Annotated in this window: 18 protein-coding genes and 2 pseudogenes; 12 read left to right on the top strand and 8 right to left on the bottom strand. The window is 58.3% G+C overall.

Annotated features, from left to right (window positions below; all coding sequences use genetic code 11):
* Positions 1 to 191: 191 nt before the first annotated feature.
* Genes MO767_RS02945 through MO767_RS02935 form a run of 3 tightly spaced genes read right to left on the bottom strand, consistent with a single transcriptional unit; the run spans position 192 to position 3,775 of the window.
* The gene (locus tag MO767_RS02945; protein ID WP_282479334.1) at positions 192 to 1,091 is read right to left on the bottom strand and encodes a LysR substrate-binding domain-containing protein; all 900 of its coding nucleotides are present in this window, start codon (positions 1,089 to 1,091) and stop codon (positions 192 to 194) included.
* 6 nt (positions 1,092 to 1,097) lie between these two features.
* Positions 1,098 to 3,311 carry a molybdopterin cofactor-binding domain-containing protein gene (locus MO767_RS02940; RefSeq protein WP_282479333.1) on the bottom strand — a complete coding sequence of 738 codons (2,214 nt, stop codon included), beginning with the start codon at positions 3,309 to 3,311 and terminating at the stop codon, positions 1,098 to 1,100.
* Positions 3,311 to 3,775 carry a (2Fe-2S)-binding protein gene (locus MO767_RS02935; protein ID WP_282479332.1) on the bottom strand — a complete coding sequence of 155 codons (465 nt, stop codon included), beginning with the start codon at positions 3,773 to 3,775 and terminating at the stop codon, positions 3,311 to 3,313. The genes MO767_RS02940 and MO767_RS02935 overlap by 1 nt, the downstream gene beginning before the upstream one ends.
* A 118-nt stretch (positions 3,776 to 3,893) precedes the next feature.
* Between MO767_RS02935 and MO767_RS02930 the strand changes: the two genes are divergently transcribed.
* From MO767_RS02930 to MO767_RS02880, 11 genes and pseudogenes are all read left to right on the top strand, one after another.
* Positions 3,894 to 4,784, top strand: coding sequence for a LysR substrate-binding domain-containing protein (locus MO767_RS02930; RefSeq protein WP_282479331.1), 891 nt, complete (start codon positions 3,894 to 3,896; stop codon positions 4,782 to 4,784).
* Positions 4,785 to 5,068: 284 nt separating this feature from the next.
* Positions 5,069 to 5,998: an amidohydrolase family protein gene (locus MO767_RS02925; RefSeq protein WP_093222204.1), complete on the top strand. Its 930-nt coding sequence runs from the start codon at positions 5,069 to 5,071 to the stop codon at positions 5,996 to 5,998.
* A 4-nt stretch (positions 5,999 to 6,002) separates the two neighbouring features.
* Positions 6,003 to 6,908, top strand: coding sequence for an amidohydrolase family protein (locus MO767_RS02920; protein WP_133102824.1), 906 nt, complete (start codon positions 6,003 to 6,005; stop codon positions 6,906 to 6,908).
* A gap of 133 nt (positions 6,909 to 7,041) precedes the next feature.
* Positions 7,042 to 8,427, top strand: a complete 1,386-nt coding sequence (locus MO767_RS02915) for a UbiD family decarboxylase (RefSeq protein ID WP_282479330.1) — start codon at positions 7,042 to 7,044, stop codon at positions 8,425 to 8,427.
* Positions 8,424 to 9,035: a UbiX family flavin prenyltransferase gene (locus MO767_RS02910; protein ID WP_282479329.1), complete on the top strand. Its 612-nt coding sequence runs from the start codon at positions 8,424 to 8,426 to the stop codon at positions 9,033 to 9,035. Before MO767_RS02915 ends, MO767_RS02910 begins: the two co-directional genes overlap by 4 nt.
* Positions 9,032 to 10,072: a GTP-binding protein gene (locus tag MO767_RS02905; protein WP_282479328.1), complete on the top strand. Its 1,041-nt coding sequence runs from the start codon at positions 9,032 to 9,034 to the stop codon at positions 10,070 to 10,072. The genes MO767_RS02910 and MO767_RS02905 overlap by 4 nt, the downstream gene beginning before the upstream one ends.
* A gap of 164 nt (positions 10,073 to 10,236) precedes the next feature.
* The gene (locus MO767_RS02900) at positions 10,237 to 11,592 is read left to right on the top strand and encodes a nucleobase:cation symporter-2 family protein (RefSeq protein ID WP_282479327.1); all 1,356 of its coding nucleotides are present in this window, start codon (positions 10,237 to 10,239) and stop codon (positions 11,590 to 11,592) included.
* Between the two features lie 12 nt (positions 11,593 to 11,604).
* Entirely contained in the window at positions 11,605 to 12,993 is a 1,389-nt protein-coding gene (locus MO767_RS02895; protein WP_282479326.1) for an amidohydrolase family protein, read from the top strand.
* 135 nt (positions 12,994 to 13,128) lie between these two features.
* A complete protein-coding gene (locus MO767_RS02890) occupies positions 13,129 to 14,295 on the top strand; it encodes an XdhC/CoxI family protein (protein WP_282479325.1) in 1,167 nt (388 codons plus the stop codon).
* Positions 14,296 to 14,353: 58 nt separating this feature from the next.
* The gene (locus MO767_RS02885) at positions 14,354 to 15,211 is read left to right on the top strand and encodes a hypothetical protein (protein ID WP_282479324.1); all 858 of its coding nucleotides are present in this window, start codon (positions 14,354 to 14,356) and stop codon (positions 15,209 to 15,211) included.
* A 520-nt stretch (positions 15,212 to 15,731) separates the two neighbouring features.
* Positions 15,732 to 17,048: pseudogene (locus MO767_RS02880) on the top strand (cyclic beta 1-2 glucan synthetase); the annotation flags it as partial.
* A gap of 11 nt (positions 17,049 to 17,059) precedes the next feature.
* Here the strand turns inward: MO767_RS02880 and MO767_RS02875 are convergent.
* The gene (locus MO767_RS02875) at positions 17,060 to 18,514 is read right to left on the bottom strand and encodes a TrkH family potassium uptake protein (RefSeq protein WP_282479323.1); all 1,455 of its coding nucleotides are present in this window, start codon (positions 18,512 to 18,514) and stop codon (positions 17,060 to 17,062) included.
* A 297-nt stretch (positions 18,515 to 18,811) separates the two neighbouring features.
* On the opposite strand from MO767_RS02875, the gene MO767_RS02870 reads away from it, so the two are divergent.
* A complete protein-coding gene (locus MO767_RS02870) occupies positions 18,812 to 20,089 on the top strand; it encodes a DUF2254 domain-containing protein (protein WP_282479322.1) in 1,278 nt (425 codons plus the stop codon).
* A 1-nt stretch (position 20,090) separates the two neighbouring features.
* Here MO767_RS02870 and MO767_RS02865 read toward each other — a convergent pair.
* From MO767_RS02865 to MO767_RS02850, 4 genes and pseudogenes are all read right to left on the bottom strand, one after another.
* Positions 20,091 to 21,410, bottom strand: a pseudogene (locus MO767_RS02865) (chloride channel protein).
* A gap of 1,343 nt (positions 21,411 to 22,753) precedes the next feature.
* Positions 22,754 to 23,266, bottom strand: a complete 513-nt coding sequence (locus tag MO767_RS02860; RefSeq protein WP_282479321.1) for an antitoxin Xre/MbcA/ParS toxin-binding domain-containing protein — start codon at positions 23,264 to 23,266, stop codon at positions 22,754 to 22,756.
* A 137-nt stretch (positions 23,267 to 23,403) separates the two neighbouring features.
* A complete protein-coding gene (locus MO767_RS02855; RefSeq protein WP_282479320.1) occupies positions 23,404 to 25,350 on the bottom strand; it encodes a methyl-accepting chemotaxis protein in 1,947 nt (648 codons plus the stop codon).
* A gap of 209 nt (positions 25,351 to 25,559) precedes the next feature.
* Positions 25,560 to 26,795, bottom strand: coding sequence for an FAD-binding oxidoreductase (locus MO767_RS02850; RefSeq protein ID WP_282479319.1), 1,236 nt, complete (start codon positions 26,793 to 26,795; stop codon positions 25,560 to 25,562).
* Between the last annotated feature and the right edge of the window lie 4 nt (positions 26,796 to 26,799).

Raw genomic sequence — 26,799 nt, 5'->3', positions numbered from 1 at the left:
CGGCAAAAACCGAAGAAAACCTTAAAACCGTGTCCGGGATCAGTTGACCACTACATATCCACATCGATATAACGCCCGCTACGCGGTCGGTGTAGGAGCTATCGCAGCCTGCGATCGTGTGACGGTTGATAAAGGTCTGGGGCAAGATCAAAAGATCGCCCGAACGCGGCCCGAACCTTCGGCAGCTCCTTTTAAGTTCGACCACCCCCTTCCTCGAGGACTAACTCGCGCAACGTATCAAGAAACAGCTTGAGCACCGGCGAGTCATCGTCCGCGCGGTAAGTGGCGTATAGCGGCACTTCCGGCAATGCCGGTGTCAGGCGACGAAACACCAGCCCGGCTGGCGCCATCTGTTCGATGGACGCTGGCAGCAGCGCCACACCGAAACCGGCCCGCACCAGACTGAGTAAGGTCTGAACCTCGATCACCTGCTGACGAATCTGCGGCGTAAATCCCGCCTTGATGCAGCACTGGTAGAGAAAATCGGCAAACCGCGACTGCTTGAGTTCCAACGCCACGAATGGTTCCTGCGCTAGGTCCGAAGGCGCCAGGCTTTCGCGTCTGGCCAACGGATGATCAACGGGCATCACCACCCGGATCGGCTCGTAGATCAGCAGTTCATTGCGCAACTGCGGATCGTCATAGCCTACCCTGAATACACATGCATCGATGCGTTTCTCCTTCAATGCCATGACCTGTGCAGCCGGCGTCATTTCATGCAGACGCCAGGTGACCTGCGGATAGCGCTCGCGAAACAGGTGTAACGCCCGAGGGAGTACCCCGACCATCACCGAACTGATCATGCCGATTTCCAATTCTCCCAACTGGCCGCGACCGGTCTGACGAGTCAGATCAAGCGCGCGATTCAGTTGTTCGAACACTAGCGGCGCCTGTTCCTTGAGCATCGCCCCGGCCGCCGTCAGCTCGACCCGATGATGGCTGCGCTCGAACAACGGCGTACCTAGCTCCTCTTCCAACAGACGAATCTGCTGGCTAAGCGGCGGCTGACAAATGTGCAACCGCGTGGCCGCCCGGCCGAAGTGCAGCTCTTCAGCCAGGGCCATGAAGTACCGCAGCAAGCGCAAGTCCATGGCGGCTTATCCCAGGGTCAGTGGCGTCGAGCGCTGGCGTACGCCGGTCAGGCTGAACAGGGCATTGGCGATGGCCGGGGCCACCGACGGGCTGCCCAGTTCACCGACGCCACCGGGTTTGCTCGGCTCGCCGTCCAGCACCAAGATGTCCACCGCCGGCATGTCCGACATGCGGGTCACCCGGTAATCATGGAAGTTGCTCTGCACCACCCTGCCCTGTTTGATGTCCATGCGGTCGAACAGCGCGTGGCCGAGGCCCCACATCAAGCCGCCGTAGATCTGCTCTTCGACACCGCCCGGCGACACCGCCAGGCCGCAATCGACCACGCAGGTGAGCTTATCGACCTTGATCACACCGTCTTTTTTCGAAAGTCTGGCGACCACCGCGATGAAGCTGGTGTAACCCTGATTGGTGGCGATCCCCAAGGCTGTCCCTTCCGGCAATGGCTGGCCCCAACCGGCACGTTCGGCGGCGTTCTTCAGCACCGCGACGTGCCGGGGCCGGCCTTGCATGTTGGCTAGGCGACAGGCCAACGGATCCTGTCCCGAGCTGTGTGCCAATTCGTCCATGAAACTTTCGACGGCAAACACATTTGGAATGAAACTCACGGAGCGATACCAACCGCTGGGCACGTTGCTTTCGTGCCTGACCCAGACCAGGTCCAGATTCGCAGGACGATAAGCAAAGTCCCACGCGGTGATAGCCTCGGTAGTGCTGTAGTCCATGTGGTCGGGGCGTTCGAAATAGCCTGGTTCCCACTGTTCCGGCGAAGCCGGTGAGACAGCGTCAAGTTTCAACGCCATGAGTTTGCCCTGAGCATCCAGCGCACCTTTGACTCGATGCAGAGTCGCCGGGTGCATGAACAGCGAACGCATTTCGTCTTCACGGCTGTTCATCAACTTGACTGGCACCTTGGCCTGCTGCGCCAGGTATGCCACTTCGAACAACCAGTACTTGGCCTCCCGCGCCCCGAAGCTGCCACCGGACACCAACTCGTTGATGGTGACCTTGTCCTTGGCGATCTTGCACACCGTTTGCGCAGCTTCCAGCGCCGAGGATGGCACCTGAACGCCGCCCCAGTAGGTGATGGCGTTATTCTTCACCTCGGCGGTAATGCAGATCGGTTCCAGCGGGTTCTGCACCTTGTATGGCATGAGGTAATCGGCCTCGAGCAGCTTCGCCGCTTTCGGCCATTGAGCGCTGACGTCTCCCACCGCCATGGCTGACACTCGTTGCGCAGTCTTGTCGTGGATGGCCGCCGCTTGCGCCGTCGCCAGTTGATCGCTGTCGAAACCGGCCAAAGGTGAATCGCTCCATTGCACCTTGAGCAACGCACGACCCTGTTGGGCGGCCCAGTAGTTGTCCGCGAGCACTGCGACGCCTTCCTGATTGCCGCCGAGCACATCAGCCCTGCCGGGAATCGCGATCACCTTACGCACGCCCGGTACTTGCAACGCCGTACTGGAATCCACCGAGACAACCGTGGCGCCGACCACCGGCGTGCGCTGAATCACCGCCACCAGCATCTCGGGCAACTCAACGTCGATGCTATATTTGAATCGCCCGCAAACCTTGGCCGCCGCATCGCGCTTTTGCCGCAGTTTGCCAATGTACTTGAACTGCGCCGGGTCCTTCAGAGTGATCTTGGCCGGTGCTGGCAATTTCGCGGCAACACTCACCAGCTCACCGTAACCCAGGCTGCGTTTGCTGGCGGAGTGCACCACCCGGCCCTCTTCGGTTGTGCAACTATCGGGACTGACTTTCCATTGCTTGGCCGCCGCAGTGATGAGCAGTGCGCGCGCCGTGGCACCGGCCATCCGCAGTCGATCGTATTCCAGCGAAACACTGGTGCTGCCACCCGTCGAGAAGACTTTCCATATCGGGTGAATGTAGGTTTCAAAGAACGGATTTTCCGGCGATATAACCTGCACGGTCATCGGGTTGACGTCCAGTTCCTCGGCCACGCAAGCGGCCAATGCGGTGTGGGTGCCTGTGCCAGAATCGTGTTTGTGCACCACCAGTTTCACCGTGCCGTCGGGCAATACCCGAACCCAGGCGTTGGGCTCGAAATCACCCGCAGGCGCAGGTGCTTTCGGGTCCGTAGCGGCGATGCCTGAGGGCAGATAGAACGCAATGGCCAGGCCGCCGGCAACAGTGGCTGCCTGCTTGAGAAAGAGACGGCGCGGCAGTTCGATCTGAGTGTCGTCGATAAACGTCATCACGCCTCCTTAGGCGCGGCAGCTGCGCGCTTGATGGCTTTATTGATTCGCCCGTAAGTGCCGCAGCGGCACACGTTGCCGGACATGGCGTTGCGGATCGAGTCATCGGTGACGGTCGCACCGGTGTTGAGCAACGCGGCCGCGGACATGATCTGCCCGGATTGACAGTAACCACATTGCGGGACATCTTCGGCAACCCAGGCCAGTTGCAGCGGATGCTGTTCGGTGGGCGACAAGCCCTCGATGGTGGTGATGCGGTGCCCCGCCACGGCGGCAACCGGCAGTTGGCAGGAACGTACTGCGACACCGTCCAGGTGCACGGTACAGGCACCGCACAGGCCCATGCCGCAACCGAACTTGGTGCCGGTGAGTTTCAAGTGATCACGCAACACCCATAACAAGGGCATGGAGGGCGATGTCTCTACCAGCTCGTGTCGTTCGTCGTTTACCGTGAATTCGATCATTGTCAGGCTCCAAGAGAGCGGCCCGTCTTTGTGCAGGCCTGGTCGCCGATTATTGGGAGTCTGCGGAAAATCGGGCCAGCGACGATTTCTGCCATCCTGTGTAAGTAGGACTAACAGCATGTACAAGCGATACCCGTCGGTGCAGTCCATGAGTGCATTCATCCAGGCCGCTCGCAGCGGAAGCTTCTCCAGTGCCGCGCGCAAACTCGACCTGACTCACAGCGCTATCAGCCAGCAGATCCGCAGCCTGGAAGACTTCATCGGCCAGCCGCTGTTCGTACGCGAAGGTGGCGGCAGTAACCTGACCGATGCCGGGCAATTGTTTGCCAGCGTGCTGTCCGACGGTCTGGCGCAAATCGACCGGGCGTTGTCCTCGGTGAAAAACCGCAGCGTCGCGCAACGCCTAACCCTGGATGTCGACAGCGAGCTGGCGCAGAGCTGGCTCAATCCACGGCTACCGGAACTGCTCGATTTATTGCCTGACCATGAAGTGGTATTGCTGTCGATGCCGCGCTCGGATCGCAGCTCGTTCGAGCGGGTGGACCTGGCGCTGCGCTACGGGTATGGCGATTGGGAAGACTGCGAGATGACCCAGATCTGCGGTGATCGAGTGACTGCGGTGGCATCCCCGGCGCTGCTGGAGCGCCATGGGTTGCAGGTGCCAATTACACCGGCGCAGGTGCTGGAATTACCGCTGCTGGGGTATACGCGGCGCTCGTGGATTCCCTGGCTGGATGCAGCAGCAATGGCGCCGACCGAGCCGAATGCGCGGGTGGTTTTCGATAATGCGGCCAACCTAATTGCAGCAGCCGAAGCCGGGGTTGGCGCCGGTCTGGTGCGCGGGTTGCTAGCGGCGGATGCGTTGCGGGCGGGGCGTTTGGTAGAGCTGAACGTGGCGCAAATTCCGGCGCATTACAACCTGTATGCGGTATGGCCACCGGGGCAAGCCGAGCGGGTAGCGCCGGTGGTTGAGGTGATCAAGCAGTTGGTCGCGCAAACGCTGGAATAGATCTAAAGATCGCAGCCTTCGGCAGCTCCTACAGAGAAACAGGGAGCTGCCGAAGGCTGCGATCTTTTGGCCCCATATCGAACACATATCAACACCCCGCCCAATTAATATTGTACGAACCCCTCCCCCCCTTCCAATACTTCCCCCCAAGCAGCCAGCGTCCCGAGCCGGGTGCGACCAGGCGAGGGAATGCGCAGCAGTGCGCATAGAAATGGCCGATTGCTCGGGACGTGGCTGCTGCGAACCGCAAGGTTCCCTTCCCCGCTATCAGGAGATCGACTTCAATGATCATCGATATCAGTTGCTATCCCACCGACCTGGTGGACCTCGCCTGGAGGCATGACGGTGACCCGTTCACCGGCGAGCGTCTGCTGGAGATGATGGATGGCCCGTACATGGTCAACGGCAAACCTCGCCGCATCGACAAAGCCTTCATCCAGCCGCCACAAGGCAACACCATTTACACCTGGACCGACGGCGAACTCAGCGGCCGCGAGTCCATCGACGCCTACATGGCTTACACGCTGAAGATGGTCCAGACGTACCCGGATCGCTTCATTGGCTGCTTCGTCTACAACCCGCGCTGCGGCGTGGAAAACGGTGTCGAGGCGATTGAACGTTACGTCAAGGAACACGGCTTCAAGATGGTCCAGATGCAGGCCAACATGCACGCCTATCGCCCGGACCGTGCGCTGGACTGGGTCCGTCCGGCCTTCGAGAAATGCGCCGAGCTGGGCATTCCGGTCAAACTGCACACCGGCGACGGGCCGTACAGCATCCCGTCTGAATGGGTGCCGATGATCAAGGAATTCCCTAACGTCGATTTCATCATGGCGCACTTCGGTGTGCAGACCGGCGGTGTCTATGTGTTCGAACCGATGCAGTGGGCGATGGAGCTACCCAACGTCTACTGCGAATCGGGCTGGTGCCTGCAATCGCGGATCGTCGAATTCGCCAAGGTCTTGCCAACCCACAAAATCCTCTTCGGTACCGACACCCCGCCGAACGAGCCGGGCATGTGGCTGCGCCTGCTGGAAGTGCTCTGTCATGAGCCGCCGCAAGGTCTGAATCTCGACGAGGACACCCTCGAAGAATACCTGGGCAACAACACCGCACGGATGATCGGCCTCGAACCGACCCCGCCGCCACGTTCCGTGTCCGAAGCCGAGGCGCAGTTGAAGCGCCCTGTCACTACCCAACTGGCCAGGAGTTGAACCGATGATTATCGATACCCATCTGCACCCCACCAACCTGGTCGATGAGGCCTGGCGCCACACCGGCGAACCGTTTACCGGCGAGCGCATGCTCAAACTGATGGACGGCCCGTACATGATCAACGGTAAACCGCGCCGCATCGACATGGGCTTCATCCAGCCGCCACCGGGCAACACCGGTTATCGCGACGGCAACCGGCGGGGCCGCGAAGGCGTGCGCGACTACATGTCGTACATCGCCGAACTGTGCATGAAGTACCCGGATCGGTTCATCGGCAACTTCAACTTCAACCCGCGCTGGGGGCCGGAAAACGGTGCGGCAGAGCTGGAGTTTCATATCAAGGAATACGGTTTCAAGATGCTCAAGCTGCACGCCAACATGCACGGCTATCGTCCCGACAGGGCACTGGACTGGCTACGGCCGGCGATGAAAGTCTGCGCCAAGTACAACATCGTGGTGCTGATCCACACGGGTGACGGTCCGTACACCATCCCGACGATGTTCTACCCGATCATCCGCGAATTCCCGATGGTCAACTTCATCATCGGTCACTTCGGCATCCAGACCGGCGGCAACTACTCTTTCGAAGCGTTCTGGATGGCCATGGACACGCCGAATGTGTATTGCGAATCCGGCTGGTGCTTCCAGTCCCGGATCGTCGAGTTCGCCAAGGATCTGCCGCGCAACAAGATCGTCTTCGGCACCGACTCACCGCCGAACGAACCGGGCATGTGGTTGCGCGAACTCGAAGTGCTGTGTTCGCCGGCACCGCAGGGGTTGGGCATCGATGAAGATCACCTTGAGGACTACCTGGGCAACAACATCGCCCGGTTGTGCGGCATCGAACCGACACCCCCACCCAAGGACCTGATCGAGGCGGACATTCGTCTGACTACGACGTACCTCTAGGCTTTTTAAAACAAGAGCACAGCGACCTTTCAGGCGTACAGATGAACCGGCGTTCGATCGACCGGCAGGCCAACGGCTTGTCGATCGAACGTCACCCTCAGCCCTGTGCGCCTGCTTTTTACGAGGTGAAACCATGACCCTCTCTACGCTCGGCGACACCCAGGATTTCCACGATTTCATCGACGCCTATCGCCGGCAATACCCGGACGATGTGCTGACTGTTCAGGAACAACTCTCTGCCGATCAGGACGTCACCGCCCTGGTCGACGCCCTGGCCACCCAAGGTCGCGAACCGTTGTTGATCTGCGAAAAGGTCGGTCAACTCGGCGTACCCGTGGCGACTAACCTGTTTGCGTGCCGGACCCGCATCGCGCGGATCTTCGGTGTTTCCCCGGAGCAGTTGCACGAAACCTTCCAGGCTCGCGCCAACAACCCGATCCCGCCGCGCTACGTCGAAACCGGACCGGTGCTCGACGAAATCTTCGAAGGCGAAGCCGTGGACCTGGCGTTGCTTCCGATGCTCAAGCATTTCGACAGTGATCGCGGCCCTTACATTACCAACGCCATCATCATTGCTGAAGACCCGGTTACCGGCATCGCCAACATGAGCTACCACCGCTCGATGCGCCATGCCCGGCAGACCCTTGCCACCAGCCTGCACTCGCGCGGTCACCTGTGGCGCATGCTGCAAACCGCTCGGGAACGTGGCGAAGAGTTGCGTGTGGCCATGGTGGTCGGCGCGCATCCGCTGTTCATGCTCGCCGCTGCCGCGCGGTTGCCCTTCGGCAGCGATGAACGCTCGGTGGCGGGCGGCCTGTTCGGTGCGCCGCTGGAACTGGTCAAGACTCCGCGTTACGGCATCGGCGTCCCCGCGTATGCCGAGTTCGTGCTGGAAGGCGCCATCGACCCGACGGCCTATGCCGAGGAAGGTCCGTTCGGCGAATTCAGTGGCTATTCCTCGGACCGATCGACCAATAACGTGCTGCGCATCGACACCCTGATGCGCCGCAAAAATGCCTGGCTGATCGACGTGGTCGGCGGGCGTTACGCCGAACACCTGACCCTGGCACGGCTGCCACGGGAAGCGGAAATGAGTGAGAAACTCAAGGCGCGTTTCCCCGCCGTTACCGCCGTGCATTACCCGAACTCTGGGACGCACTTTCATTGCTACGTGGCGCTGGATCAAAGCCGCGACGGCGAGGCGCGGCAGATCATGCTGGCCTTGCTCGGTTGGGACCCGTACCTGAAAACCGTAATCGCGGTGGACAGCGACATCGACATCACCGACGACAGCCAGGTGCTGTGGGGGTTGGCCACCCATTTTCAGCCGCATCAGGACATCTTCGTCATCGACGGTTTGCCCGGCAGTCCACTGGACCCCTCGTCCTCGGTCAACGGCACCACCTCGCGCATGGGGCTGGATGCCACGCGCGGCTCGGGGTTCGACGGGATCAAGGCGCAACTGGATCAGGACGTGGTCGAACGTGCCCACAACCTGCTGAAGAGCTATCAGTCATGAACCGCCAGCGCATGGTGGTCGGCATCAGCGGCGCGTCGGGGTTCATCTACGGCGTGCGTCTGCTGGAGTTGCTCGCCGAGCTGAACATCGAAAGCCACCTGATCATCAGCCGTGCCGCGTTGCTGACCATGACCCATGAAACCGACTACAAACTGGCGGACGTCACGGCGCTGGCCAGCCATTACCACCGCGCCGACGACGTGGCCGCCGGGATCGCCAGCGGTTCGTTCCGTTGCCTGGGCATGGTGGTCGCGCCGTGCTCTATGCGCACATTGGCGGAGATCGCCAACGGGACTTCATCGGGCCTGATCGGCCGCGCTGCCGACGTGACCCTCAAGGAACGTCGCACCCTAGTGCTGATGGCCCGGGAAACCCCGCTGACCCTGGCCCACCTGCGCAACATGACCGCCGTCACCGAGATGGGCGGAATCATCGCCCCGCCGGTGCCGGCTTTTTACGCCCGCCCGCAAAACCTTTCGCAAATGGTCGATCACAGCCTTGGCCGTGTCCTCGACTTGTTCGGCCTCGACGCCGGGACCGCGCTGCGCTGGGGTGAACCCGGCACAGCAACCACCGGCCAATTAGCAACACAGAAGGAGCTCGCATGAACAGTTCATTCAACCAACCGACCCCGAACCGCAAAATCCCGGTGACCATCCTCACAGGCTTTCTCGGCGCCGGTAAAACCACCTTGCTCAACTACATCCTCAAGGAAAACCACGGTCGCAAGATCGCCGTGATCGAAAACGAATTCGGCGAAGTCGGCATCGATGGCGACCTGGTGCTCAGCTCCGAGACCGAAGAAATCTACGAGATGGTCAACGGCTGCGTGTGCTGCACCGCCGAGGTTCGCGAGGATCTGGTGCGCATCGTCCGCGAACTGGTGGCGCGCCCGGTGCGGCTCGATCACATTCTGATTGAAACCAGCGGCCTGGCCGACCCGTACCCGGTGGCGCAGAGCTTTTTCATCAATGACCCGATTGCCGACGAAGTGGAACTGGACGCCATCGTGACCATGGTTGATGCCAAGCACATCGCCCAGCATCTGGAGGATTTGCAACTCGATGGCGTGGACAACCAGGCGGTAGATCAGATCGTCTGCGCCGACAGGATTGTGATCAACAAGGTCGATCTGGTCAGCGCCGAAGACGTGGAGGCGCTGCGCGGCAAGATTCGCGGCTTGAACGCCACGGCGGAGTTGGTCACCTCCAGTTATGCCGAGATCGACCTGACGAAAGTCCTTGGCATCGGCGCGTTTGAATCGACTCAGAAGCTGATGGAGATCGGTTCGGAGCATGACCATCACGCCGACGAACATCATCACGATGAACCGGACCATGAGCACGACCCTAGCGTGTCCTCAGTCGGCATTGCCGTGGACGGCGCGGTCAACCTGGGCGCGTTCCATCGCTGGATCAGCAAATTGCGCACCGAGCAGGCTGACAACCTCTATCGCATGAAAGGCGTTTTGTCGGTCGCGGATCAGGACCAACGTTATGTGCTGCAAGGCGTTCACAGCCTGGTCGAGTTCCGCGCTTCCACCTCGTGGGGCAATGAACCACGCTCCAGCAAGATTGTGTTCATCGGCCGCGACCTGGACCGCGCAGCGCTGAACCAGGGTTTTGCCGCCTGCCTGGCAGGTTGAAAAAAACGGCATCGGAATCGGTGGATGGCGGTTCCGGGCGCACAGAACGAAATGCCTGAAACCAGGCCGCGAGTGACGCAAACCCTGTGGGAGCAACCGTCGCTGCCTGGCATCAGAACGAATACCCCTCTCTACAGCACAAAAACAGCAAGAGGTGATTCACCATGTCGTCAGCCACTACCGTCTCCACCGTCCACCCGGTCGACCAGATTCTGCCGGTCAGGCAAATGCTCACCCTCGGCCTGCAACACATGGCCGTCTCTTACATCGGCGCCATCGCCGTGCCGTTGATTGTCGCCAGCGCCTTGAAAATGTCCCAGGCCGATACCGTAGTGCTCATCAGCACCACGCTGTTTTGCTCCGGCATCGCCACTTTGTTGCAAACCGTGGGTTTCTGGAAATTCGGTGTGCGATTGCCGATTCTCCAGGGCGTGGCGTTCAGCAGTGTCGGCCCGGTGATCGCCATCGGCAGCAACCCGGACGTGGGGTTCACCGGGGTCTGTGGGGCGGTGATCGGCGCGGGGATATTTACCATGCTCGCCGCGCCGTTCGTGGGTCGATTACGGCGGTTCTTCCCGCCGGTGGTCACCGGTTGCATCGTCACCGTGATCGGCTTGCAGCTGTTTCCAATTGCCTATGAGTGGGTCGGTGGCGGGCGTAATGCCAGTAATTTCGGCGCCCCGTCCTACCTCGCAGTGGCCGCCGTGGTGCTGTTGACTATCCTGTTGGTCAACCGCTACGGCAGCCCGCTAATGCGCAACATGGCGGTATTGGTCGGCATGCTGGTGGGCGCGGGGCTAGCTTACGGTCTGGGCATGGGCAGTTTTCACAGCGTTCAGGAATCGCCCTGGCTCACCGTGCCCTACCCGTTCTACTTCGGTTTGCCGACGTTTAGCCTGATCCCGATCGCCACCATGGTCGTGGTGATGATTGTGCAGATGGTCGAGTCCATGGGGTTGTTCGTGGCCATCGGCGACATCGTCGACAACCCGGTGGAAGAAAAACAAGTCATCAACGGCCTGCGCGCCAATGGATTGGCCAGCACCATCGCCGGCATGTTCGCGGCCTTTCCGTTTATTGCCTTCATGGAAAACGTCGGGTTGGTGATCCTGACCGGTGTTCGCAGCCGTTGGGTGGTGGCAATCAGCGGCTTGCTGATGTGCACCGTGGCGTTGGTGCCCAAGGCCGGGGCTTTGATCGCCTCGATGCCAACGGCCGCGCTGGGTGGTGCCGGCATCGCGATGTTCGGCGTAGTCGCCGCGGCAGGCATTCAGACCCTGGCCAAAGTCGATTACGAGCGCAATCGCTTCAATGTGCTGATCGTCGGTTTCACCATCGCCGCCGCCCTGGTGCCGGTGCTGGCGCCGACGCTGTTCAAGCAAATGCCCGAGTGGTGCCAGCCGTTCCTGCACAGCAGCGTGGTGATCGCCTGCCTGGTGTCGGTGTTGCTCAACGCCACGCTCAACGGCGTCAGCGTTTCCGACAGCACGGCCACCAAGTCTGCGTCCCACAGCCTCTGACTGGAGTAGCCCATGACTCAACTTCAAAACATCCTGATCAAAAACCCGCTGGCAGTGATGACCGGCCTGCGCGGCCCCCGTGCCCGAGCCGGCAATGTCGACATTCGCATCGTCAACGGTCGCATCGCCGAAATGGCTGCGAACCTGGTTGCGCAACCCGGCGAGCGAGTAATCGACGCCCGAAATTCGGTGGTCTATCCGGGGTGGATCAACACCCACCATCACCTGTTTCAGAACCTCCTTAAAGCTGTTCCCGAAGGTTTGAATCAGGACCTGCAAGGCTGGCTGGCCAGTGTGCCTTACCCGCGACTGAACCGGTTTACCCCGCAACTGACGCGGATCGCCGCTCGGCTGGGCATGGCCGAGTTGCTGCTGTCGGGCGTCACGACTTGCGCCGATCACCATTACCTCTACCACGCCAACGGCTCCACCGAGAGCGGGGATTCGCTGTTCGACACGGCGGATGAATTCGGCATGCGCTTCGTGCTGTGTCGAGGCGGCGCGCTAGAGTCGGCCAGCGCGCATCCGGGTTTCTCGAAAACCGCGCTGCAACCTGAGACGCTGGACCAAATGGTCGGCGACATCGAACGGCTCAAATCGCTGTACCACCAGGACACCCCGGACGCGATGCGCCGCGTTGTGGTCGCGCCGACGACACCGACCTTTTCCCTGCCACCGACTTTGCTGCGGGAACTGGCTCACACCGCGCGCGGCCTCGGCTTGCGGCTGCACACGCACCTTTCGGAGACTCAGAACTACGTCAACTTCTGCCGTGAGAAGTACAACTGCCTGCCGGTGGAATTCGTCGCCGAACACGAATGGCTCGGCCCAGACGTCTGGTTCGCCCACGCGGTGCATTTGCAACCGGGGGAAATCCGCATGCTCGCTCAAACTGGCACCGGCATTTCCCACTGTCCGGTCAGCAATGCGCGGCTGGGCAGCGGCGTCGCGCCAGTGCCACAAATGTACGACGCGGGCGTGCCGATTTCCCTTGGGGTGGATGGTGTGGCGTCGAACGAGTCCGGGAGCATGGTCGGTGAAGCGCATACCGCCTGGCTGATCCATCGTGCAGAGCAAGGGGCGTCGGCCACCACGGCTGAAGACGTGATTCATTGGGGTACGGCCGGAGGCGCGCAGGTATTGGGGTTGGGTTCGGTCGGCACACTGGAAGTCGGGCAAGCGGCGGACCTGGTGATCTATGGCCTTGATCATCCGCGTTTCTTTGGTTTCCACGATATCGCGCTGGCGCCGGTGGTCGCGGGTGAGCCGATTGCCGTGCGGTACAGCATGGTTGGGGGAAGGTTGGTGGTTGACGACGGAGTGATACCGGGACTGGATCTGGAGCGCATGCGCGCTGAAGCGTGGGATGGGGTGCAGCAGTTGATGCAGGTCGACGACTGATCCAAGCGCCAATACAACCTCTGTAGGAGCTGTCTTGCCAGCGATGGTGGTCGGAAGGCCAGTGCCAGGTTCAAGGGCCCCTCGCCAGCAAGCCGACTCTTACAGAATCAGCAGCAATCTTCGGGATAACACACTATGTCCAGCCTCAACGACCTCCTCCAAGCCATTGAAACCGCCGCCCGGCAAGGCGAAGAAACCATCCTCGCCACCGTGGTCAAGGTCGAAGGTTCGGCCTACCGTCGACCCGGCGCACGCATGCTCATCCCCGTCCACGGCCGCACCATCGGCACCGTCAGCGGCGGATGCCTGGAACAGGATCTGGCAAAAAAAGCGTGGTGGCTGACCGATTCCGGCGAGCCGGTGGTACGCCGCTACAGCACTGGCGCCACCGCGGATGAAGACGACGAACACAGCAATCTGACCTTCGGTCTCGGCTGCAACGGCACGGTATTCGTCATGCTCGAACGCCTGCGCGCGAAAACCCCGTCACCGGCCATCGAACTATTGCGGCAGGTGCGCGACAGCCGGCAACCCGCAGCCATGGCGACCATCATCGCCACGTCACGCAATGCGCTGGTACGGGTCGGTGATCGGGTGTTGTCGGACGCAGCGCCCTCTCTTCGACACCCAGCACTCGAAACCACTATCCGCAAAGACCTTCGCAAAACCCTCACCGAGAAAAAATCATCCTTGCGGCTCTACACCGATGCCCGTGGCGAAATCGAAGTGTTTTTCGAGTATGTCGCCCCGCCCCCGCGGCTAGTAATCTTCGGTGCTGGCCACGACGCCCAGCCGCTGGTGCGTATGGCAAAACTGCTGGGCTGGCACGTCAGCGTCGTCGATAGCCGTAGCCACTTTGCCCGGCTCGAGCGATTCCCGCAGGCGGATGCAGTGATTTGCTCGAACCTGGACACCCCCTTCGTCCTCGGACCGCTGATCGAGGGCGCCGCGGTGGCCGTCATGACTCACAGCTACCGCCAGGACCGTCACTGGCTCGGCCATTTGCTGCAAGCCACACCGGCCTACATCGGCCAACTCGGCCCCCGAGAGCGTACCGAGCGATTGTTGACCGACATTCGCCAACGCACGCCGGTGCTGAATGCGTTCCAACAGTTGCACTACCCAATGGGCCTGGACCTTGGCGGCGATGCACCCGAAAGCGTGGCGCTCTCGAATCTGGCGGAGATGACGGCAGTGCTGAATCTGCGTAACGGCGGGATGCTGAAGCATCGGAGCAAGCCGATTCATCAGGTGGACTTGCTGGTGTGTGAACAGCTTGTAGAAGCGGCAGCAGTTAATTGAGGCAAATATAAAAAACAGCCCTTCATCTGAAATTGGCGACTACTCAAGGAAATATAAGATGAATAACCATAAGTTGCTCGTCCGCCACACCTTTGCCTTAAGTGCTCTATTATTGAGCGCGACCACTTCAGTGCAAGCAGCCGATTGGAGCGACAACTCTATCAGTTACTTATATGGCACTCGATTCGCCGAGCCGGGTATCAATGGTCCGATTACCAAGAATATAGTTGAGTTCACTCATAGTGATGGATACAAATACGGCAGCAACTTCTTCGACGTACAGGCGCTGTTTTCCGATATAAACGATCCAGCCAACGGTGGAGACAACGGCGCTACCGAGGTGTATGTGGTGTATCGCCATCAACTTTCACTCAACAAAATTTCCGGTCAGGACTATAAGTGGGGGCACGTTCGGGACTGGTCACTCTCGGGCGGCCTCGACTGGAACACCAAAAACACTACCTTCGCGCCGGCAAAACGCATGCTCGTCATCGGCCCGACGATCAATTTCGATGTGCCGGGCTTCTGGGACTTGAGTGTGATGTACCGCTCCGAGAGCAACCACAATGGTCTGTCGTTCGCCCAGGAGCACGATATCCGCTTCAACAACACTTATTACCTGGAAACCGCCTGGGACATTCCATTCCATCTCGCTACGGTACCGCTCAAGTTCAAGGGCTTTGCCAACTTCGTCCCGCCCAAGGGTAAGGACGGCTTCGGTAACGACACCGTGAGCGAGACGCTCGTGCACGCCTCCTTACTCGTGGACGTGGGTGAGCTCACTTTCGGCAAGAAAAATACTTTCTTTGCCGGGGTGGGTTACGAATATTGGAAGAACAAGTTCGGCAACAACTCTGCCAACACACCTGGCACTGAGGCCAATACGCCGTTTCTGAACTTGGAATGGCATCTGTAAGCCTCCAATCGGAAGGCACGCTGTCTTTCACAGACAATTGCATCGAGCTTATCCACTCCATGGATAATAACCGCACCGATGCGTGGGGCTCCGCGCATCGACAATGCACATGGAAAGTGCGCCAACCTAGTGGGGGGAACCGAGAGAATTCGGAAAAAATCGTACGCTAAGGTTTTCCGACTTGTCGTAGTGGCCTGAATTTCCCGGCTTGACCAAAGCAGGTACAGATCAGGTCATTGCTGAATACCCCGCAAATTAATCCGCTCTCCTCCGCCCGATCCCTGCATGGTCAGCTTTTTCCCTAGCCATGCGTTTCATCGGGGCTCAACCGTTCGATTCCTGTGAGGCGGGTATTTCACCAAATCTGGAAGCCTTTTTCAGAGTTTCCCTAAGGCCACAAAGATCAGATGACTGAATCCGCAACGGCAAGGTCAACCAGGTTCAATATGAGGAGGAGCCCACCCCTGCCCTGTCTTTGAGAAGATTTGTCGCACGGGGTTGTAACCAGCAGTCATGGTTGTGCGCAAATCACCAGTATCAGGAAGGTGATGTCCAGCACTGGTGCCACCCGCCGCTGAATCGCGGCGTGCGCACGGCCTGCTCGGACGATTTCCTGTGGCTGGTGGCGGCCATCAACCGCTATGTGGAGATAACCGGTGATCTGACTGTGCTGGACGAGTCTGCTGGATTTCTGGAAGGCCGCGCTTTGAACAGTGGCGAAGAGTCCTATTACGACTTGCCAGGTGTATCGGATTTGCGCGAGCCACTTTATCGCCATTGTGTCCGCGCTATCGAGCACAGCCTGCGCCGTGGCAAGCACGGGCTGCCGTTGATGGGTAGCGGCGACTGGAATGACGGGATGAACCGTATCGGTTATCTCGGCCAAGGCGAAAGTGTGTGGCTGGGGTTCTTTACTTGCGACGTGCTCAAGCGTTTCGCAGCTGTCGCGCAACGCTACGGTGATGATGACTTTGCACAACGCTGTAACGAACACGCCAGGCAGCTCAGTGACAATCTGGAAAAAGCTGCGTGGGACGGCGCCTGGTATCGTCGAGCATGGTTTGATGACGGCCAGCTACTGGGCTCATCAATCAACGATGATTGCCGCACAGACTCCATTGCCCAGAGCTGGTCAGTCCTGTCTGGTGTCTGCTCGGCAAAACATAAGCGCCTGGCAATGCGTGCGCTGGATCTGCATCTGGTAAAACCCGAGATTCGCGCCATCCTGCTGCTCGACCCTCCATTCGACAAAGGCGAACAAGACCCCGGTTATATCAAGGGTTATGTGCCAGGTGTCCGAGAGAACGGCGGACAGTACACCTACGCCGCCATCTGGGCAGCTATGGCGTTTGCTCAATTGGGCGATGCCCGGAAAGCTTGGGAGTTACTGAACTTGATCAACCCCGCCGGCCCTCTCAATATTGAGCCGTACAAAGTCGAGCCCTATGTGATGGCCGCCGATGTTTACGCTAAACAGCCCCACGCAGGACGCGGCGGCTGGACGTGGTATACAGGCTCGGCAGGATGGATGTACCGACTGGGGGTGGAGTCACTATTAGGTCTGCAACGCAGCGGAAACACGCTCAAAATCGAGCCTTTGATCCCGCAGGACTGGCCCGGTTTTACCCTGACTTACCGATTCGGCTTGACCCACTACCATTTCGAAGTCACCCAAGGCGTTACCGGCTCCACCTCAATGACGCTGGACGACCGGCGCATCGAAGACGGTGCGCTGGTGCTGATCGATGACCACATCGAACACCGGGTTCACGTTCAGTGTCGTGCACGCTTGCCAGGGCTGCTGGAGCACGAATATGCGAAAGCGGGAGATGAGTAGAAACGCCAAGCTCAGTATCTCCAGAACACTGGCGTTACAAGCACCAGCACCGTCAGAATTTCCAGCCTTCCAAGGAGCATTCCAACGGTCAATAGCCATTTTGCGGAGTCAGGTAATGATGAAAAATTACCTGCTGGCCCAATGATCGTGCCAAGCCCTGGCCCTACGTTACACACCGCCGTAGCGGCGCCGCTCAATGCTGTTGTCCAGTCAAGTCCAATCAGAGCCAGACCCAGGGCAATAGCGGCAATCGTGATCGTGAAGAAAAACGAAAAGGTCAAAAGTGAGCGCACGATCTCCTCATCAATCGGATGGCCGTTGTACTTTTTCTGAATCACTGCCCGTGGATGAATCAGTTGTTTCAAGCTACTGACCAGTAACGCGGCAGCCACCTGGAAACGAAAAATCTTGAGACCACCGGCCGTGGAGCCTGAACATCCACCGACGAAGGTCAGATAGAAAAAGAGCAGGACGGCGAAGCTACCCCATAAGGTGTAATCGCCTACCGCAACACCGGTGGTCGTGACGACCGAGGTCACATTGACTGCCACGATACGAAACGCATCCCACCATCCGTAATCACTGTGAAAGCACAGCCAGGTCCCCACCGCCAGCCAGGTAACGATCAAGAACCCGATAAATCCGCGCACCTGATGATCTTTCAATAGCGCACGTCGATGACCACGCAATGTCGCGACATACAAGGTAAAGGGCAGACTGCCCAGAATCATGATCACCACCGCTACCCAATGAATAGCTGGCTGTGTCCAATGCCCAAGTGACGCGTCCGAGGTTGAGAATCCCCCGGTAGAGATCAACGACATGGCGTGGTTGACTGCTTCAAACGGCGTCATTCCGGCCATCCAGAGCGCCAGTGCTCCGGCGCCCGTTAGCCCCAGATAGAGGAAAAGGATGTACTTGGCTGCCACATGGGAGCGCGGGGTCACTTTCTCCGACCAGTCTGAAGACTCTGTCTGAAAAAGACGCATGCCGCCCACTCGCAATAGAGGAAGGATCGCCACGGCCATACCGATAAAGCCGATACCTCCCAACCAGTGCAACATCGAACGCCAGATCAACAATCCAGGAGAGGCTGCGTCCAAACCACTCAGTACCGTTGAACCGGTAGTTGTGATACCAGACATGGTTTCAAAAAAAGCGTCGGTGTAACTGATGTGGCTGATAAAGACCATCGGCAACGCAGCGAAGGTACACACCACCACCCAACTGCCGGTGGTCAGCAAGTACATATCTCGCGGACGAAGTTGCGCAGTATCGGGGCGCCCACGAGCGACCAATAACAGACCACAGATGAAGGTAATCAAACTGGACCAGAGAAAGGCTGGCAGATCGTCGCGGCGCTCATAGACCACCAACGTGATCATGGGAATAGCCATACTGACGGCCAACGTAATAAGAAAAATACCTAAGATGAAGCCAATGAGCCGTATTGCTGCGATCGACATAGAAGTAACCTGACAAATGTGCGCCACGCGATATCGGAGGCTACGCCTCCTGGGTCCGCAATTTCCAAGTGCGATCAGGAGGATCGCAATGCGTCGGCCTGATTCTCGCCTATTAAGGGGTACGTCCACCTCAAAACTTTATTCTCCCTCGGGTTTATTCGAAGATTGCGGCTAGGGTGACTGCTGAATGAACCATCCTTACTTATGAGAACCCAACCAAGGAAAGTCACCTCCCGTCTTTGCTGACCGAAACCTGAAACCACTGACTGATCACCCCACTATCAAAAGGTATGAAAAATGATCGCTCGCTGGCGCTGGCTGTTACAACAACTGACCAAACGGCTATGGTTCAGAGCCACGCTGTTTTCGCTGCTAGGCGTGGCAACAGCGTTGCTCGCCGTTGTCTTCAAAGACTACATTCCCGAATCATTGCCCGCCCGTATCGGCGCCGACGCTGTCGACAAGATCCTGGGCATCATCGCCTCAAGCATGCTCGCAGTGACCACTTTTTCGTTAAGCACGATGGTAACCGCCTACGGTGCAGCCAGCAGTGGCGTGACGCCCCGAGCCACCACACTGGTGATGGAAGACACCACCACGCAAAATGCCCTTGCCACCTTTATCGGCTCGTTTCTGTTTAGCCTGGTTGGAATCATTGCACTGAGTACAGGGGCCTACGGAACACAAGGAAGGGTTCTGCTATTTGCAGTGACGATAGCCGTGGTGATTCTGATTGTTTACACACTTCTGCGCTGGATCGATCACCTGTCCAAGCTCGGACGGGTGGGTGAAACCATTGATCGTGTCGAACAGGCGACAATCGACGCCATTAACAACAGGGTCCAATGGCCTCATTTGGGCGGTGCCGCTTATCCTGCCGAGTGGATGATTCCACCCTTGGCTCAAACAATCACAAGCCACCAAACCGGGTACGTCCAACACATCGACGTACACGCGTTAGGCGCCGTTGCAAAAGCAGACGAGATACAGGTTTTTCTGGACATCCTTCCGGGAACTTTTGTGCATCTGGGCATGCCGCTCGCCCGAACCGTGAGCTTGAACGCGGAGCGCGTAGACGAGTTGCACGCCAGCACCGAAAAAATCCTCGCCACGTTGACCATTGACGTACGCCGAACGTTTGAACACGATCCCCGGTTCGGGTTGTCGGTGCTGTCGGAAATCGCCTCTCGCGCCTTGTCGCCGGCAGTCAACGACCCAGGGACTGCCATTGACGTCATTGGCCGGGGGGTCAGAAGCCTCTCCTGCTGGGGTAAACCACAAGACCCCGCAGCGAAAATCGATGAAGACTGCGAGCAGGTTTACCTCCGCGGCCTGACTGTAGATGATCTGTTCGATGACTTTTTTGCGCCAATTGCCAGAGATGGCGCGAGCTTGCTCGAAGTAGACCTGCGCATGATGAAGGCGCTTGTCAGCCTGGCGCAGATAAACCCCGAGATGTTCAAGGATGCTTGTGCCAGGCACGCAGGCCTTCTACTCAAACGCTCAGACCTGTCGCTGACATTGGAGGAAAACAAACAAACACTCAGGGCAGCGGCTCGACAACTGATCCGCTAGTTCAATCTGGTTTTCGCGGGGCTGCGCCACTGTCCGGGGCGTGCAAAAAACCACGGGCCAATTGCTGATACAACTCAGGCCCCATCCTGGCACTGACCGCTTTGGCTATCAGCGCTACAGCCAACAGACTGATCACCATACCGTGGCTGTCGATCATCTCCATCACGATAATCGCTGACGTGATCGGCGACTGCGTTACAGCAGACAGAAAACCGACCATACACAGAGCAATCATCGGCTGTGCAGCCAGTCCGAAGAGTTCCGCGACGTTGGCTCCAATGGCCGCTCCTACCGCCAGGGAGGGGGCGAAAATGCCGCCGGGAATACCGGAAAAGTAAGTCACCACCGTCGCGAGAAAACGCGTAATGGGCGCATGCCATGGCAGGCCGATATCGGACGTGATGATCTGGGATGTGATCCCGTAACCACTGCCGAACGACATACCGCCACTGAGCCAACCGAGTATCGCCACGATCATTCCACATATACCGGCGAACCAGACGGGATGCACGCGGCGTCATTCCCAGACGACAAATCGATGATGGCGCTGCGGCCAAAGCAGCATCCGGCTGAACAACCCGCCCAGAAGACCGCAGCCAATACCGATCGCCAGCACCGGGACAACGATATCGAGTTGGATGTCTTGAACGTCGAAGTGACCGAAATAGTTGTAGTTGCCCTGCAAGGCAATCGCGACCATCCCCGACAAGATAATCGTGCTGAGCAAGACCCCGCTGGTTCGGGTTTCCAGCTTGCGCCCCAACTCCTCTACCGCAAAGGCCACACCTGCCAAAGGCGTGTTGAAGGCTGCAGCAATGCCCGCTGCGCCGCCGGCGAGGATCAAGTCTTCGCTGCGGATGATTCGTGCGTTGGGCAAGTAGCGGTGAAAAAAATGCATGATCGAGGCGGCGACCTGAACCGAAGGGCCTTCGCGTCCGGCCGAAAAACCACCGGTGAGTGCCAGGGTACCCAAGCCGATCTTGGCGAAGGCGATACGTAACGACACCAGCTTATCGACCGGCTTACCTTGGTGCGCCAGACGGGTAGCGGCGATAACCTGCGGGATCCCACTGCCCTGTGAGCCAACAAAAAAACGTGTGGTCAGCCACACCACCAGCATGCCCACCAGCGGTGTGTATACAAAGGGCAGCCAAGGCCGTTCGGCGGTCTGTTGGGCAAATTGCGTCAGTGCCAGGTCGGCCAGTCGGGCGAACATCACCACCAGCAGCCCCGCGAGAGTAGCGGCTACCCAAAGCGTGACTCGTGTACGCCAACGGATCGAGGCAAAACGACGGCGAATCAATAAAAGCGGTTTGATCACCCGAGTGGATTCCAGTTGAAGTTCAGCACTGTGGTAAGGGCAAGACTAACCGGATAAGTGATGAGCTCCAACCGGCACCGGCCAAATGATTCACCCGCAGCCCGCCGTGCACGTCAGCTTGCCAAGGTATTCCAGTGCAGAGATTGGCCAGCAACTCGCCACCTTTGCGTCGCTATCAACTACAAGTGGAGTCACTCTGCATACAGCCATAACAAGACGGAGAGTTTTCCATGCGAGTATACGCCGAAATCGTATTTTTGCATTACAAAATCAAGCAAGCATTTAAACGTGATATTGAAAGTTGGCTCGGATCATTTTTTAGATGCGCTACTTGATATACCATCAGTCTACCTAAGCTCACTGTTGAGTACTTGGGTTTTCACACCACGTCTAGCGTTGCATTTAATTCGCGACCAGATAAAGCGAAATCGGTGCCTGGTTGTAGACGACGTTTAGTTCAAAAGTAGAGGACGTGTGCCGCCACCAATATCTCAACACCAGACGAGTTGTAATTATGGCGTCGGTGCTAACGGCTGACGATAGCAGTTTCGTGCATTAAACATGTGGACCATGTACCTTCCCTGCTGGTCTTTGGCCAAGTTGCGAACGCCCTCAGACTCCTTCGGCGCCCTGTAATGTTCGATCATCAAGGCCTTGAGCTTTTCCCGATCAGGTTTACGTTGCCTATGGTGCTCATGCTGTGCTTAAAAGCTACCCGGTTGATCCCAAGGGCCCGGTTGCAGTTGTTACCGCCGTGCTGCTCGTCTAGCTCCTCTATCAACGAGAGTGATATTTGGTGTTCAAAAAACAGGAGAGCACTAGTCTTTTTTAGGATTTCGATATCCAAGTCCTTTTGTATCAGCAAGGCTTTGAGCCAACGCATCTCTCGCTGAACCGCGATATTCGCCTAGGCCCCACGGGGGTCGAACCCAAGCGCCCTTTACGAACCTGATAGCCCCAACGGCGCAACGTCGAAGGACCGATATCCAGACTTGCACTCGCCTCGGGGACCGACTCCTGCAGACAGCCTTCACTTTGAACTTAATTGATTAAGATTTACGCATATCCATACACCTCGGATTCGGGCGCCCTCATAGCGTCCGATTGAGATGCCCTAAATCTTTAGACGAGTTAATTTGTTGACCTATCGAGTATAGATCTCAGAGTGCACGGGAGAAGGAAACTACATCTGAATTAGGGCGAGACCATAGGCTATGGAACATGAGAGCATTCTGATCTGTAATTAACCGGAAAATATGCGAAATATTCTATAGTTTTTCCGGTCAATAGCGTGAATTAACCGGAATTCTTTATCTATCAAAGACTTACAGAGCTCCGGTTAATTACGGACGCTGACAAGTACCCAAAAATCGGAATTTGCCTCTAATTACCAGACTCACAGGAAACGCCCTCTCTAGTCGGCCGATAAGATCGAAGACGGCCTTCGTTTCCACCCTCGTCCTCATCATATCCAGAGGACGCTTCGAACCAAGCCCACGAACCGGCGTGCTCATCCAATCCATTGCTGCGGCGACATCGCTTTCAAACAAGGAAAGAGCTTCCTCAGAGACAGCTATCAATGCAACCAGCCGGTCGCTTTCTAGGGTGTTGAACCGTCCTACTTCCGCTCTGCGCGCCAACGTTGTAGGTGACATGCAAATATCTTTGGAAATAACCCCCCGCTGCACATGCAGAAGGTTCGCTATCCGGTCGAGGAGTTCAAAAGGAAGTCCTTCGCGAATTAGGTCATGAAGCCTAGTACCGCGTGACGGCAGCCCGAGGGTCATCCAAATGCTCTGTGGGATTTGGGGCCCTGGCTGGTATTCCTTGATCGATGACAGCACTTTCATCTCCATCTGAAAAACCTACAACTAAGCCGGGCCCGCTGGCCCGAATCAGCGACTTCTACATTGCCCTCTTCGTAGGTCTATCAGAATCACAGGTCAACGTGATTTCGAAGGGTAGCGTAGTCATCCTAGCTTAGGCGTCATTATTAAAACTTGAAGCGCCCTACGAGCCCCTTCAATTGACCAGAAATATCCGTCAGGCGACCCGATCCGGTGTGCGCCGAATGCGCAAACCTTTCGACCAACTGGGCATCGGCATGGATTTGTGCAATGTGTCGGTTAATATCTTCGGCCACCTGATGCTGCTCCTCTGCTGCCGTGGAGATCTGAGCGTTCTGGTCGCGAATCGAGTCCACCGAGTCGCGGATCTTGTCGAAACTGTCGCGCGCCTGCTGGATACATTCAACGCTGGTTTGCGACACCTCCAGGCTCCGTTGCATCTGCTGGGTGACCTCCTCAGTTCGCCGCGCGAAGTTGCCGAGCAAGCTGTCGATCTCGCCGGTTGAGTCTGCAGTGCGCCGCGCCAAGGCGCGTACTTCGTCGGCCACCACCGCAAATCCACGGCCCTGGTCGCCGGCGCGCGCCGCTTCAATGGCGGCATTGAGGGCCAACAGATTGGTCTGTTCAGCGATCGAACGAATGGTATCGAGAATGGTGTTGATGTTCTTACTGTCCTGCTCGAGCATCTGCATGGTACCTGCCGACTGCTGCAGGTCGTCACTCAATTTAAGAACACTCCCCGTGGCCTCACCAATGTGCCGTTGCCCGTCGTGCACCTCTCGATAACCGACGTCCGCGCTGGAAGCGGCATGACTGCAAGAGCGGGCCACTTCGTTAGAGGTAGCGACCATCTCGTTGAAAGCTGTGCTCACCAACTCAACTGCTTCGCGCTGGCGCACTGCGGCGTTGTTCATGTTACTGGCCACTTGACTGGTGTCCGCAGCGACCTCTTGCAAATCGGAGGAAGCGCTGCCGATGCGCCGCATCAGTTGCGCGATCATGCCAAGGAACTGGTTGAACCAACCAGCCAAAGTGGCGGTTTCGTCCTTGCCCCGCACTTCCAGTTCGCGGGTCAGGTCGCCCTCCCCTTCGGCGATTTCCTGCAGGCCATCGGCAACACCGCGAATCGGTCTAACGATCACGCCGGCGAAGCTCGCGCCGACGATGGCGAAGATGATTGCCAACACGGCGGCGATCAGTGCGATCAACCCTGTCAGGCTGGTGGCCTGAGCCATGACTTCGTCGCGTTTGATCAGCCCGATGAAGCGCCAGCCCAGGCTTTCGGAACTGACAACATTGACCATGTATGGCACGCCATCGATCTCGACCTGGGTCACGCCATCGCCACTCTTTGCCAGCTCGGTATAGCCGGGGCCCAGATCGGCCAGGGGCTTGAAACTGTTTTTGGCATTTGCCGGATCGACCAGAACGTTGCCGTTGGCTTCGACCATCATTAGGTACCCGCTGTCGCCCAGCTTGATGGTTTTAACTAGTTCAGTCAGTTGCTTGAGCGAGACGTCAACGCCGACGACACCCACCGGGTTGCCGCTGGAGTCGGCGAAAGCGCGAACCGTGCTGACCAGCACCATGTCATCCGGCGCCCAGTAGTAAGCGCCCGTGCGCACGGTTGAGCCTGGCGCGGCCGCCATGGCGGTCTTGTACCAAGGACGTACTCGGGGGTCGTAGCTGGCCATTTTCGGGTCGTCGGGCCAACCGGCAAAGCCGCCGTCGTTGAGCCCCAGGGAAATGGACGCGGTGGTCGGATGGGTCTCGGCAAATCGATCGAAAATAGCCTGGAGCCGCTGATCGGCTTCGGTCACAGGCGTTTGCTCAGCATTGGCAGCGGTATAGTTTTTCAATCCCTTGACGGTGGCGATCCGAGGATCTTTGGCAAGGTATTCGACGTTTTGGCGGATGCTGTCAAAGAACTGCTTCATACTGTTATCGATCTGGCGAATTTCACGACCGCTGCTATCCAGGAAATTGGCTTGTGCCGCGCTCCGCAAGTTCAATACGACAAGCACCGCGACCAGAATCACCGGAAGGCAGGCGATGGCGGCAAATACCCATGTCAGCTTCTGTTTGATGTTCATGACTTCTCCAGCGGGTATTTATAAGGAGTTAGGGCGAGCCGATGGAACGGATAAACCGACTGAAATCAGAACAGCGCCCACGACGACTGCCACGAAATCTGCAGGGCAGCGTCCGTAGATAAAAATCAGTGTTTATTTTCCTGACAGGCAGGTTCTCGCCCGTTACTCCGACGGAGATGGGCGAGAAGGTTCTTGCACCGCTACTCAGCTCAGAAACGCCCTGGAGCAAAGGGTGCCGGATCCACCACAGGCGTCTCGCCCATCATCAATTCTGCGAGCAGTCGACCGCTGACCGGGCCTAGCGTAAACCCCTGATGGGCATGGCCGAAATTGAACCAGAGCCCTTTATGCAAGGGCGCCGCGCCGATCACCGGCTTCATGTCTACCGTGCAGGGTCGGGCGCCGCTCCATGGCGTGCGCTCCACCTGGGGGCCTAACGCTAATACCTGCCGTGCGGCCCGCTCGGCCTTGGCCAACTGCACCGGTGTTGGCGGCGCACTTAGGCTGGCGAACTCTGCCCCCGTCGACAGGCGGATACCGCGCTTCATCGGCGCCAGCATGTAGCCTTGTTCGGTATCCAGCACCGGGCGGCTCAATGTCGCGCCATCGGCAAAGTGAGCGTGGTAACCACGCTTGACGAACAACGGAATGCGGTAACCCAACTCGCCAAGCAATTCGTGAGCCCAAGGGCCCAACGCCACGACCACCTGCGACGCGCCGATCGATCCAGAATCGGTGTCGACGCTCCAACCGGCTCCCGACTGACGCAACGATCGCGCATCGCCGCGCAAAATTTCTCCACCTTCACGCACGAACAGATCGGCATAACGCTGCACCAACTCACCCGGTTCAATGCAAGTCCAGGGTTGCAGCCAATGAATGCCCCCCACCAATGCATCGCTCAACGCAGGTTCCGCCAGTCTGAGCGCGACACCGTCCAGATGCTCGGACAACACGCCGTGTGCACTCACGCGTACCGCACGCTCCACCGCCTCATCGAATTGCTGTGGGCTACGAAAAGCCTGGATCCACCCTTTGCGCACGATCAGGTTTTGCGAACCGCTTTGCTCAATCAACTCCGAGTGCTCGCTGATCGAGTGCTCAATCAGCGTGCGAAAGGCATCTGCAATGGCCTGGTAATGCCTAGGCGCGGAGTTGGCCCAATACCTGACCAAGGCAGGCACGTATTCAGGCATCGCGCGCAGATGGTAATTGACGCCAATGTCACGCTTGGCTGCCACGTTTATCAGGCTGGCAAGATCCCTCGGGAACGCATAAGGCTCAATAGCCTCACGCTGAATGATGCCTGCGTTGCCGAACGACGTTTCACGCCCCGGCGAACCTTTGTCCACCAGCGTCACCGCGCAGCCACGGCGTTGCAAATGCAACGCCGTGCATACGCCGACAATGCCGGCCCCCAGTACCACCACTTGTTTTTCGTTCACGCTG

Source organism: Pseudomonas sp. UYIF39, from assembly GCF_029963765.1.
GTDB lineage: Bacteria > Pseudomonadota > Gammaproteobacteria > Pseudomonadales > Pseudomonadaceae > Aquipseudomonas.
The sequence above is the reverse complement of the archived record's forward strand: the minus strand, read 5'-3'. Positions and strand labels throughout refer to the sequence as shown.